The sequence below is a fragment of the Methanobrevibacter ruminantium genome (assembly GCF_016294135.1).
GTDB lineage: Archaea > Methanobacteriota > Methanobacteria > Methanobacteriales > Methanobacteriaceae > Methanobrevibacter > Methanobrevibacter ruminantium_A.
The window spans coordinates 1-13155 of the sequence record NZ_JAEDCO010000040.1; the positions used below are offsets into that span (position 1 = coordinate 1).

The window sequence follows — 13155 nt, forward strand, 5'->3', positions numbered from 1 at the left end:
GATGGATACTTTAGAATCGTGGATGAAGATGGAAACATCTTGACTTATGGGTACTGATTAATAATAATCAGTGCTTAACTCTTTTTTATGCTTATTGTTTATCCTTATGATAAAAATCTAAAAAAATTAATTTGTTTTCCTTTTTACTATAATAATAAGATAATCTAAATGGGCTGATATAAAGCTCTCTTGTGTTTTTTCTAGTGTATTTCATGGGTTTACCTATTTCAGGATTGTCAATGACTTTGATTATTTGTTTTTTTAATTTAATTTTATAAGAGGGATCTAACTTCTTAAAACATTTCTTAAAATTTTTATCATAACAGATAGAAATGGAATCTACCATGATTTTAACTCGTTTAAAAATCCTTCTTTAGATAAACCTTTCATATCAGAACTATCCATACGTTCTAAAGCACGATTAGTCCTATCAATAAATTCTGCATCAGCTTTATTCTCACAAACATGATTAAGTTTTTGACTGATGATTTTGCCCTTTTTTACTTCTTTTAGTTTTTGATTAATAAATGCTCTTTTAAACATGAAATTCTCCAAAAATTTTTTAAAATAGATATTTATTAAGTGTTAACGAATATTTTATTAAAAGAAGTATATAAGTTTTTTCTAAAAAATAAGAGCAATATGATAGTTAAATTGAAAAATAAGAATTTTAGTTTACTATTTATAAAAAATAGTAAAAAATAATTGAGATATAATATTATAACAATATTAAAACAATTTTTAAATTAAGAAATTTACCAGGATTCTAAATCCTTTAGAAACTCCTCTTTAGATAAAGCTTTCTTATCTGATTTGTCCATACGCTCTAAAGCACGATTGGTTCTATCAATAAAATCATTATCCTCTTTATTTTCAGCGGTAGAGGAATTTTTTCTAATCTTCAATGTAAAATCTCCAGAATTAAAAAATAATTAAAAATAAAAAAGCAAATCAATAAAAGATAACCAACCCCTACAATATTAGCTTAAAGGAACTAACATTTTCTAATCAAAGAAAATCATCCTTATTTTCAATTTTTATGATTCAACCCCCGATATAACGATTTTTGCATCAATGATCTAAAAAAAGGAAACCTTCAATTAAACCCCTTTAAGATAATTGATGTTCCAATTCCAAGACATTAATAATCATTATACGTTCCTATAGAATCATTCAAATCTCATCTAAGGACAACTGTAACCAACCTTTTTATTTTAATAATAGTAACTATTATTACAATTGATATTTTGTAAAAATTACTATATTAAGTTTTTTATTTTGATTATAAATGCTTAATTGAGTTAAGAATTAATTTTAAGAGTTTTCAAAAAAGCACTTATAAAAAACGTGTTTAATATGCAGGAAGAACAATTCTGCTTTGTTCTTCCTGCATATTTACATTTAATGAGGAAATTATGAATAAAAAGAAATTTGTACAATTGGATTCAATTGTACTTACTATTATTTATGTTAGACTCATTTATAAAGATTTTCGAGTGCAAGCACTTGCTTACATAGAAAAATAAGGTGTTTGAGGGCTGTAAATTAGTTTGTAATATGTAGAATAATTTTGATAGATATATGATAGATACTTGATAGAAAATTAATGTTAAAATTATTTAAATAAAATCTTATCAATTGATTTGCTTAAAATATTATAATTTACAATATAATCAATTCCCACTGAAGCTTCTTTTAAGGCTTTTTCCATCTTTCTCCAACCTTTTCCATCAGTGACCCACACAAATATCAAATGAGAATCATTAATTTGATTTTGTAAATCAACATAAGCATTTGCAACTTCAATAGGTTTACTGCCAGACCCATTATAAAAATTACACTCAAATAAATATTTAGGGATATTTTTATGGTAAATTACATAATCCCAACGTTTAGTTCTTTGAAATCTAATAGTTTCTTCTTTTGCTATGCGATATTCTGGATGATTTTTTATTTTTTTAGCAAGTAATTCACCGACAATGTCTTCAAAAACATGCCCACTTCTATTTTTTCGGCCATTTGTATCTAATCCAACTTCAGTTCCAACAAGATAAGAATATAAATCATCAATTTTAGAAAATAAATCTAATAATCCGGATTTTTTACAAAAATCTACAACCTCATCAACATCAAATTGTTCATTAGAGAAATCAACAACTTTAAACTCATTTTCTTCAATATCCAAAACATCTACTCTTTTATCACGAATAGCTAAAATTGTTGGTAACACCTTTAAAACATTAGGATATTTCCTTAAGATTTCTCTAAAATGAGGCTCAACTTTAGTTAATTCAACCTTATTTAGACTATTTAAAATACTAATTTCAATAATATAATCTTCTAAATTATTAAAAACTTTTTTCCAATTGACAAAGAATTCATAAGTATGATTAGTTTCTAATAAAGTACCAAAAAAATCTTGATTATAATCATCTAATGATTCGTAACCTAATGATGCATATTTAACCATGTTTAAAGATCTTGATTAAATGATATATAAGTTTATATAAAAAATTAATAATTTCTAACTAAAATCTCAGTAATGGCTCCTCTTTTAGAAGCATTGGAATTAATAGATCTTTTAGCATAAACTCTATCTATAGTATAACCTGCATAAATATCATCAAAGAAATTATCATTTTCATCTACATTTTTAGGGTCGGAATTACTTAAAATAGCTTTTGCTCCTTTATTTGAAATTCTTTTATAATATTCTCCTAATTCCCTTTGACTATCATCATTAAAATCATTACCTGCATAGGTATTGAAATTAGAAGTGTCGCTAATTGGCCTATAAGGAGGATCCAAGTAAACAAGGGATTTATCATCAATTAAATCCTCTGAGTCTAAAAAGCTGCCACAAACTATAGTAGTATGCTGAAGAGCTTGAGATACATTACGAATATTCTCTTCATCACATATCAATGGCTTTTTATATCTTCCATGAGGAACATTAAATTCCATATTTCGATTTAATCTAAATAAACCATTGAAACATGTTTTATTCATAAAAATAGTATATGCTGCCCTCTGAATGTAATCGTCATTATAATTTTTAAAATCAAAATCAGGAATAGCATCATTGAATTTTTGCCTAATATCTAAATACATTTCTTTTCTTTCATCTTGGCTTTTAGGAATATATTCCTCAGAAAGACTTTTAAGCTCTTCAATTAATTCATTAGGATTATTTTTAATAGCATCATAAGTTAAAATAAGTTCCCTATTGATATCATAAATATAAGCTTCGCTAATCTGATAGTTAGACATTAAATAGAAAAATAATGCACCTCCTCCAACAAAAGGTTCAAAATATTTTTCTATTTTCCTTGATGATTTAATTTCATCAGGAAACTTAGATTCAATGGTTTCAATTAATTGTTTTTTTCCTCCAGCCCACTTTAAAAAAGGTTTTGCTTCAAAGACTGGATTGTTAGAAAGGTCATACTGCATGATAAAAATTCCGAAGTTTGATTATATTATTATTTGTAAATTTAGATATTTAAATAGAATGAGAGCATCTGGTAATTAATGACGATTGAAATAATAAAAAAAAAGAAAGCTAAAAAATCAATAAGGTATCATGGAGCAATAGCTCTTTATAATCTTTATTTCAGCTCCATGATACATGTTTTTAGCTTATATCATTATAACAAAATTTTGTTAATCCCAGAACCCTTTGTATCTGATAGAACCTAAAAATATATCCCTGTCTAAATTTTTATTGAAATTGCAACAGGCATGATCCGCAAGATAAAGGCAAGAGAAGCATGCGCCCTCGTCATCAATGCAAACCGGATCGAACACGCAATCTCCCACATCTAGTTTCACATCTCCAAACCATTCTTTGAGATTATTCTCTAAAACATAGGAGAATCCGCCGATTTTAACATTTGAAGTAGAGTAAATTAAAAATGCCCCTAAACTGGCAAGTAGCATTTCACTGCATGAATCTTCCTGCAGGCCAGTGTAGACAGAAGATCTCTTGATAAGAATATGTGAAAAGGTATGTATTAATTTATGCAATTCCACATAAGCATCCTCCTCATCATCTTTCAATAAGTTTAGAAGAATTATGCTTGCTTGCTCTTTTGTTTCAGGATAATCTCTCTTCAGGAACTTATTGTCAATCAGCCAGTTGACCAATTTAATTTTATCCAAATCAATCAAGATTGCCTCTGTTTCAAATGGATAAGATAAAATTTTTAAATTATTTGTTTTTGAATTCCTATACGGCTCGAAATGGGGAACAGCTTCAGGCCCTATTTTAACCATGCCTTTGTTTGAACCTATTGCTGATGAAATCAAATGAATGTCGGAGAGATAATATATATCAGCTATGCCTAAATCTTCTTTCAGCACCTCATGACTCTCCTTAAGAGTATTATCATAACCTTCCAAATCTTCTAATTTCACAACATCAATAACAGAATCCAAATTAAATAAAGTATGGTAAAAACCAGTCAGAATCAAATAATCATTAACTTCATGAGCAGTCTGTTTTGATTGGAAGCTCAAATCCTTAAGTTCACTGAAAAAGATGTCATAGCTTTTCATTAAACCATCATCAAAACTATCGAAATATTTCTTGTCATTTTCAAAATCATACTTTCTTATATCCATTTGGCTTAAGATATGGGGAAGACCTGCAAATATATCTGGAAGATCCTCCTTAATTGCATCAAATTGACCAAGATACAATCCCAAGCTAATATAATCGAGATATCTTATGTCATTTAGATGAAGCTCCCTAGGAATATCCACCATGGTCTCCACTACAGGGCGTGATACAGAACCTTGCTGAACATTTATCGGGCGGAATTTAGATGGGCTTTCTTTTGAAATTTTTTCTCCATAATGATTATGGTAACAGGTTGTTAAAAAGTCCTTTTCAGTACCACATTTAGCACATCTTAATTTCCATGTAATTGGTGAAGTTACATCATATTGAATAAGTTTCAAAAACTTGTCCCCATGCTTTTCACATATATTAAATTGGTCTGTGATTTTTCCGCAAGTTTCGCAAAAACCAACGAAAGGAAATTGTATGTACTTTCCATTGCATTTAGGATTACTGCATTGCTGCATATCAATATTTTTAAATTCATCAGAATAGAAAACATGGAAATTACCGCATTTTTTGCAATAAAAGGCTCTAGGATATATTTTATAAAGTCCTGAAAAATATCCATCCACATCATTTGTCAGCAAAAATTTGCTGATTTCCAAAGTTTCTTTATCCTCATCAGTCAAAAAGTCTTTTTTCAAACGATAATGCCTAATTCGTTCATTGTATAACTCTTCTATTTTATCAAACAATATTTCGCGCAATCTATTTTCATCATATATCTCCAAATTGGATCCTATATCCTTGTAAAGAGAGATAATCTTATAAGACAAATTGTCTCGAACAAACATTGAATCCTGCATCAAATTAAATAATGCACTATATGCTGGAAATTCTTTTTTACCTTCAGCCATGTTATCGCCTCAAATTTTCCTTAAGAATGCCTTGTTTTTTGAATGTGCATCCAATGTAATCATATCTTGGATTCCTCTCATACCAAATTGTGTCTTAAAGTATTTCTCATTGGTGTTCTTCAATTCATTGACTATGAATGTAGAGTCTACATTATAGGAATTCAACAAACAATCTATTCTCAAGTCGACTTCCTCATCAATCATGTCTTTCACATTTTCCGCTTCATTAAATCCTTGATCACATAGATAAACCTTATTTATGAAATTTTTCAGTTCCACGACATTGCTTTCATGCTTGAAAACATCCTTGAAAGCTTTTAGAGTATATAAGGGCATTCCTTTGTAATTGGACATATAGTTCAAGACAGAAGCTGTGAAAATTGAAGTGATAGTTTGCTTAAAAGCAAGTCTAGGCCATCTGGTCAATGGAACGACTTCCACTTTATGGTCAATGATTCTGTGATATTCTTCAAAATGTTGGTAGAAACTCAAATCCCGTTTTCTAGAAGCCTTGTAGGCCAAAAATATTATTCCACATTTTTTACGCCCTACTCTGCTCAAAGCCTGTATATATTCTGCAGTGTTTCTGGTCATGCCATCAAATACCATAACATTCCAGTCATCAATGTCAACACCATGAGACACGATGCTGGTAGCGCTCACGACAAGTATCTTGTCCTTCCTATCCTCATAGAATTCCTCCTCATCATAGTAGTTTTCTATAGTGTGGATTGTTTCCTTGATAGTATCCAATGTGTTCTCACCTGTCAAAGTAAAGGAGTCAATGTTGTATGAATCTTCATATTCATCAGAATTTATGTAAGCATAAGCATTGAAAGGAATAGCCTGAACATCATCCTTTTTATTATGATAGGTCAGCAACTTTTTGTAATATGGAAGAATCTCATTCAGCTTGTCAATCTCCATATTATTATCACTGCAAAATCTTTTTGGATCATCCTCTATATATTTTATGAATTCAGAAATATACCTCAAGATATAAAATATCAGTCGGACATAAGTAGTGTTAGGCTTTAAACCTATCAAAAACCTTTGCACGACTCTTTCGCCATCTTCCTCAATTTCATCAAAGAAGAAATCTTCACCTCTCTGGTTTTTTAACTTAGGCGGAAATACGCAAACGTTCTTATTGTACAACTGCTTGATTTGATTTTTAGCACCGGATATAGTAGCTGTCATTGCAATATTTTTAAATTTATTTCCGGTAAAACTTTCATGCATGGTTTCAATCAATGTTTCAAAATGAGAATCTATAGCTCCAAAACCCTCATTAATCAAATGCATCTCATCCTGAATTATTAGGCTAGGTCCTATATCATATGATACATCAAACAATCTTCCCTTTTTTCTACACATTTCCTTTTCATCTAAAAAAGTCTCGCAAAAATCATTATGTGGCATGAATCCATGACCGTTCGGACATATATCAATATCACCACCGATTAAATTCTTGACTCTTCTCTGTTGGGCTATACCTGCCCATTTGTCAACAGTGGCAATAATGAAAGTAGGTAAAGTCCTGTATATTTCATCATCACTGTAATACAATCTGAAAACCCTACTGCAATCTTCACATTTATGAATAATTAGTTGATGTTCAATGTCAATATCCAAATAAACATCATGCTCGCAGATAGGACATTTTTCAATTATCTTTCCTTTAATTTTCTCTCCCTTAACTTTTGAGTCATGAATTTCACTGATGATTTTCTTGTCGTATCGAGGGAATTCCTCATAGGTTCCTACAAAGTAAGCCATTGAAAAATGATCGCCACCTAACCTTTCTTCAACACGTATCTCTTCAGCCCATATCAAAAGACTTGCAGCCCTTTGCAGCTGTTGAACTGAAAGCATTCTAAGAGGGAACTTTGTGATAGCTGTGACACCATACTCCTTGCCAATTATCCTATCATAAAATGCTGAGAATATGACCAGACCAAAGTATGACTCTGACTTACCACCACCAGTCATCACATGAAGCAGTTCGCAGACATCCTTTTTGTAATCCTTATCCACAATATCACGGAGCAAGGAAACGATAAACACTATCTGGAACAATCTCCATGAATCGTAACCTTTGTTTTTGGAGTTGTTTAAAAATGCTTTGTTCATTAGAGTGAATGCCTTAAAAACTTTTGAATCGGAGCTCAGCAGATCTATTCCATCTTTAAATCTTTGCTGCATTAAATCAAAATCATTTAATACATCAGAATATTCCTTATCCTTTTCACCGACACTTTTGCAATTTTCCAAATGCTCTTTCATCAAACCATGCAAAGCATATAATTCTTTCAAACCTTCCTTTCGGGACATCATGCCAAAAGAGATGTCGATATTTGAAATGCTGGATTTTGGACTAACCTTATCTTGCTTGTACTCTGAAAATCCCATGGTGCGAATTACGTTTTCCTTTTCCACATATCGGGCATTACAGTTCAGAGATCTGACATCTGAGTATGAAGTTTTAGGATATGAATCGTAAGTATACTCATATTTGAACGGTACAATTTGATTGCCATTTAAATTTACATCCATATGTACATCAAACAAGTTCGGTTCAAAATAAATATCTTTGGTTCTTGATTCCCTATCCAAGAAATTTTTTTCAAGAGTATTGTTTATTAAGGAAATGATAACCAAACTAAATTTTTCATTATTTTGGGTGAATTTTCTGTCTGATAAATCTAGTTTAACCTCCCAATCAAGATCAAATTTAGAAGACTCATTTTTCAATTCAGCGATTTGCAATTCATAAGATTCCTTAGAATCCAAGCAATTCTTAGGGATATAAGTAGGTTTGAGCAATAAATCCTCATCATCCCTAATCTCCTTCAAGTATTTTGAAAAATCCAAATTAACCTCTTTTACATCCCTATTCATTATTTCAAAAAAGTTGATTGCTTTTCTTTTCCATATGGGAACCAATTTACATCTTTTAGAATTTTCACGATTGATATAATGCTTGATTTGCTCATCATATGTCGGATAAACTCGATAATAGATATACATATTGATGTCAACGGAAATATCTTCACGGATTTGTTTGACCAGAAAATTTACAGACTGGGAACTTGTTTTGTATAGACTCTCAAATTGATTATTCTCATCATTAGGATCGATATGTTCCGCTATATTGCCTACAAATATATCATCTGAAGGTCTTTGAACATGAAATCTCTTAAAATTTTCATGACATCCCAACAATTTGTCAACAACATCCTTCACCAAAAGGCATGAAAAATATTCATAATCAGAATTTTTAACGCTCATATATAACCTCACCTAAAACTTTATCAGTCATTTAAATCTGAAAACCAAACATTCAATATTTCATCATTAACACAATACATCTCTTTCAATTCACAGAACACATCCTCTCTTGAAATACCTTGGTCAATATTTTGCCTGTAATATTCACATGCAATTTTAATGACTTTATTCTTTTCTTCTCTAATTATTTCTTCCCATTCATAATACATATACCATTCAGATATTTTAGATAAACCAACATCCAAATCATTGGAAACTTTATCAAATGCATCCTCCTTTGAATCACCGAACACTATCAAGTTGCAGCAATAATCGAATACTCGTTTCTTGAATGCTAAAGAATCATCTTCTTTTTTCAAATCTTGGTTACAATTAGGACAGAAATCATAATCTTTACTGACAATATGGAAGCAATTTGGGCATTTTACCAAATCATCATCAAGTTCATCCTCAAAATCATAATCACATTCAGGACATATATCTTCATCGTCAGCTATGAACCTTTTACAATTAGGGCAAATTTTAATTTTATACTCGTCATTTACCAGTTCAAATATTTTTTTATCGGCTTCATCAATAGGGGTTTCTTTTTTAGGGGTGTGATTCAAAATTTGTTCATCATAATGCTCTAAAGATTTAGAGTCCTCTTCATCATCATTTTCTAAGACAATATCTGAATCAACATTCCCCTCATCAGAATCATGATCGTTGGAAGAATCATATTGTTCCGAAAGATTTTCTTGGTCTTTCAGGACTAATTCCTCTTCGGAACCTAAATCATCATACTGCAAATCATCAATAACTTCTTCAACACCGCTGTTTCCACCAACAGAAGCGCTATCATCTCCAGCAACTACAAGATCATGTTGTAAATCCTCACAAGAACTGTCTGAAGAGAAATCATGTTCTTTAATAGGCTTAAGACATTTGAAATTATCATATTCATCCCCATTGTCAGGTGCATGTAAGAATGTGGCCACATAATCTTTATTCAATTCTGAAACATATTTTGACTCGTTGCCGTAATCAGCAGATATATAAACATTATTCTTAGACCTGGTCAATGATACATAAAACAGCCTGCGCTCATCGAAGAATTTTGATTCATCATCATTAAATGAAACGAACCTTAGAACTTCATCGTCCTTGACCTTACTCGGAACGCCGTAAGGATCAGAATTATTTACATCAACCAAAATGATATTGTCTGCTTCCAATCCTTTTGCACCATGCATTGTATTGTATGAAATTTCAAGGCCTAATCGGGATTCCGCATTCTGCTGGTTCAGGTATGTTCTGACCTTCGAATAAGAGCCTTTGAATCTTGATAAGATCATCACGGAGCTATTTCTTTCTTTTTTGGATATTTCCTGGAGTATGTCATACACAACTTTTTTTTCAGGAACTTCAGAATCCTGATTTAAAACCAATCGTATAGGAGTATCCGATAAAATTTTTTCAGAATATAAACTCTTGTCCAATAGCCTATCATCGCGAACAAAATCCCCTGCAACAGTTATGAGCTGATTTGTGCATCTGTAAGTCCGATGCAAGTCACATCTCGCAGCATGAGGAAAATACTTTTTAAAATTCACAATAAACCTATAATCGCAACCTTGGAAACCATATATGGATTGCCAGTCATCACCAACAACTATGATTTTGGCATTGGAATCTTCCTTTACGGCTTTAAGCAAATCGAGCCTATTTCTAGTAATGTCTTGGTACTCGTCTACAAGAATATAATCAAAATCGCTGCCATGTACAGAACCTATTGCCTTGTTCACCATGTCCTGAAAGTCAAGAAACCTGTTAGATTCCATGAAAATATTGTAATAATCGTTAAAGAAATGCTCCATCAAATTCAAAAAGTTAAGCTCTCTGTCATTTTTTGCTTCGTCTTTAAATGCCTCAAAGCAATCCATAGAATAATTTCTCAATTTGAAGTTCTCTGTAAATGACACCATATTCCTTCTAAAGACCTGTGTCTTCTTGCTTCTTGAATCGGTGATTTTCTGTAGAAAATGGTTTTTTTTTGCAACGTTTTGTATTTGGAAAGACTTCAGAGGTTCAAGCCTCACGCCTTCAAGTCTGAGCTTTCTCTCCAAATCCAACAGAAAATTTTTATTTATTAATGCATTTACTGTAATCAGCTTTCTATTGTTTCGGGCACAGAAATCCTTTTTGAAATTCATTTGGCGAATATACTCTTCAGCTTTATCATCATCGAGCCAAGGAACATCACCAGTTCTATCCACACAAAAGTTTTCAATAAAAATGTCATGGTCAGGCAAGTAAAACTCTACGAAAAGTATTTTTCCTAAACCATATTCTTGACCGTAAGCTCTTTGAAAATAAGAAAACCTTATATTATTCCTAGCTAGAAAATCTGCAATTTGCAAATCTACAAAAGACCTGACAGGTTCATCATCATCACTTAAAGTGTCAAATTCTTTATTATGCATTTCTTCTTCATAATAAACTTCCTTTTCAACAGCTTTGGGCTTAGCCCGATATTCAGTGCCATTTTTAAAGTCTTCATAAAAATCTTGCTGAAGTTGATGAAGGAATGATAAGTCATCAGATACTTTTTTGGTCAAATAGTTTAACACAATATCGTACAGTTTGATTTGGAAAAAGTTTCCTGCACCAGAATTTTCAGTAGTGGCCCCTCTAGAAACTAAACCCCTATGTGAAATAAAACTTTTTCCCAAGTTATGAAATGTAGTTGTCCTGACATTATCCTCAACAGCATACTCATCGTTCTCAATTCCCAAATCTGCAAGCCGTTCTTTTAAATCATCAACAGAATCTCTACCGTATGACAATACTAAAATCTTATGAGGTTCAACATTCTTGCATTCGATAAGATACTTGACTTTTGATATTAATGTTGTGGTCTTTCCGGTTCCAGCGCTTGCTATGATCTGAGTTGCATCTTCATCAGTGACGATGGCTACCTTCTGGTCATGATTCAATTCCTTTCCCAATTGCAGGTTCAGGCTTTTGAAGAAATCATCATTTCTCTCTATTTCCTTTTCAACATAAGATTCATTTATTTCTTTGATCTTTTCTTCCCATTTGTCATAGAAATCCATGAAAGAATTAATTTTAGAACCTTCAAAGTCATCAAGACCACTGATTAAAAAATCAAGATTGTCTTTAAAAAAAGAGTATATCGGAAAAAGATACTCCTTGTATGATTGTGATTTCTTGTAGTCCCAATAGACCATAAATTCCTCAGCATCCCCCAGGAAGTAATTCTCGATTTTCTCGGCCGCAACATCGAAATCCTCAATAACATCCATCAGGTTATCATCATTAATGAAAGAAACTGAAACTTCACTTTTTCCTTTTTTCAAATTAAAGATACTCATAAAATCACTAGAAAAATAATCATGTCAAAGAAAGATGAATGGTCCTCTTTCGTAGTGTTTGCACATATTTTAAAAAAGTTTTAAATACCAATAAGCATAGGCATTTTCGAGAATTGAATATTAGATAAAAATAATTTTTCGGACAGAACTCCTAAAATTGAAACAATCATCTGCTCATTATTTTTTTATTTATATTCCTCCCTTACATTTTCCCAAAATGAAATTATTAAGTCAAAAAAGAACTTTATAAATTAAAATATAATAATATAGATATTTATTTAGAAACAGCAATATAATATTTTCTATCATTTGAAAAATTTTTAACTTAAAGAAAAGATTTAAGCTTATTGAGAGATTTATTTTGAAAAATTAGGAAATTAATATCATTAAAAAAAGAAAAAGCCATATAAATGCTCCAAGAGGAAGGTAGAGCATATATAAAAAATTATTATTTAAAAAACTAAAAAATTAAATAATTATATGTCTTTAATTGAAGTTTAAAGACTTTATAATATAAAAATTTTATTTACTATGATATCTAACCGAACTACTTTTTAAAAATTTACTGAACTACTTTCAACAATCTTATTTTACAAATTTCCCATTTTATTTACAATTTTTCTAAAAACACGATAATCTTTCATAAGCTAAAAAAATATTTATAGGTCTTGTTTTTAGTACAAGTAAGAAATTGACTTTTTTTATGGTGAAGTATAAAATTATTATGTAAATAAAATTATATAAATATTTTTAAAAAATAAGCAACTAATAGCTTTTAAATTAAAAATAAATCATAGATAACTATTTATAATCAAAATAAATGTTAATATATAAAATTATTTATTAAAAGAGATAACAATACAAAACTTTATTAATTTCTAAATTAAAAAAACATTTAACTAATGAAAAAGTGGATAAATCATGAACTACTGTTTCAACTGCGGTGCCAAACTAATAGAAAAAGATCAAAAGTTCTGCATAAAGTGCGGGACCAAATTAGTTGAGC

General features: G+C 30.6%; 9 protein-coding genes. 1 reads left to right on the forward strand and 8 read right to left on the reverse strand.

Annotation, left to right across the window (positions count from 1 at the left end; translation table 11 throughout):
- Positions 1–91: 91 nt before the first annotated feature.
- The 8 genes from VW161_RS07760 to VW161_RS07795 form a co-directional block, all read right to left on the reverse strand.
- Positions 92–346 (reverse strand): type II toxin-antitoxin system RelE/ParE family toxin, encoded by a 255-nt coding sequence (locus tag VW161_RS07760; RefSeq protein WP_304102702.1) that lies wholly within the window; start codon positions 344–346, stop codon positions 92–94.
- The gene (locus VW161_RS07765; protein WP_304093288.1) at positions 340–543 is read right to left on the reverse strand and encodes a hypothetical protein; all 204 of its coding nucleotides are present in this window, start codon (positions 541–543) and stop codon (positions 340–342) included. Before VW161_RS07765 ends, VW161_RS07760 begins: the two co-directional genes overlap by 7 nt.
- A 212-nt stretch (positions 544–755) precedes the next feature.
- Positions 756–905 (reverse strand): hypothetical protein, encoded by a 150-nt coding sequence (locus VW161_RS07770; RefSeq protein WP_304102699.1) that lies wholly within the window; start codon positions 903–905, stop codon positions 756–758.
- A gap of 710 nt (positions 906–1615) precedes the next feature.
- Positions 1616–2470 carry a type II restriction endonuclease gene (locus VW161_RS07775; protein WP_325192877.1) on the reverse strand — a complete coding sequence of 285 codons (855 nt, stop codon included), beginning with the start codon at positions 2468–2470 and terminating at the stop codon, positions 1616–1618.
- A gap of 44 nt (positions 2471–2514) precedes the next feature.
- Positions 2515–3453 (reverse strand): DNA adenine methylase, encoded by a 939-nt coding sequence (locus VW161_RS07780; protein ID WP_325192878.1) that lies wholly within the window; start codon positions 3451–3453, stop codon positions 2515–2517.
- A 210-nt stretch (positions 3454–3663) separates the two neighbouring features.
- On the reverse strand, positions 3664–5481 hold the full coding sequence (locus VW161_RS07785) for a hypothetical protein (RefSeq protein ID WP_325192879.1): 1818 nt from the start codon (positions 5479–5481) through the stop codon (positions 3664–3666).
- 9 nt (positions 5482–5490) lie between these two features.
- Positions 5491–8772, reverse strand: a complete 3282-nt coding sequence (locus VW161_RS07790; RefSeq protein WP_325192880.1) for a helicase-related protein — start codon at positions 8770–8772, stop codon at positions 5491–5493.
- A gap of 23 nt (positions 8773–8795) precedes the next feature.
- Positions 8796–12149: a UvrD-helicase domain-containing protein gene (locus tag VW161_RS07795; RefSeq protein WP_325192881.1), complete on the reverse strand. Its 3354-nt coding sequence runs from the start codon at positions 12147–12149 to the stop codon at positions 8796–8798.
- A gap of 921 nt (positions 12150–13070) precedes the next feature.
- On the opposite strand from VW161_RS07795, the gene VW161_RS08925 reads away from it, so the two are divergent.
- The coding region (locus VW161_RS08925; RefSeq protein WP_442919877.1) for a zinc ribbon domain-containing protein at positions 13071–13155 on the forward strand (85 nt) is incomplete at its 3' end.

Coding starts and splice junctions, on each gene's coding strand:
- VW161_RS07760 (WP_304102702.1), bottom strand. CDS start 346: ATGGTAGATTCCATTTCTATCTGTTATGATAAAAATTTTAAGAAATGT.
- VW161_RS07765 (WP_304093288.1), bottom strand. CDS start 543: ATGTTTAAAAGAGCATTTATTAATCAAAAACTAAAAGAAGTAAAAAAG.
- VW161_RS07775 (WP_325192877.1), bottom strand. CDS start 2,470: ATGGTTAAATATGCATCATTAGGTTACGAATCATTAGATGATTATAAT.
- VW161_RS07780 (WP_325192878.1), bottom strand. CDS start 3,453: ATGCAGTATGACCTTTCTAACAATCCAGTCTTTGAAGCAAAACCTTTT.
- VW161_RS07785 (WP_325192879.1), bottom strand. CDS start 5,481: ATGGCTGAAGGTAAAAAAGAATTTCCAGCATATAGTGCATTATTTAAT.
- VW161_RS07790 (WP_325192880.1), bottom strand. CDS start 8,772: ATGAGCGTTAAAAATTCTGATTATGAATATTTTTCATGCCTTTTGGTG.
- VW161_RS07795 (WP_325192881.1), bottom strand. CDS start 12,149: ATGAGTATCTTTAATTTGAAAAAAGGAAAAAGTGAAGTTTCAGTTTCT.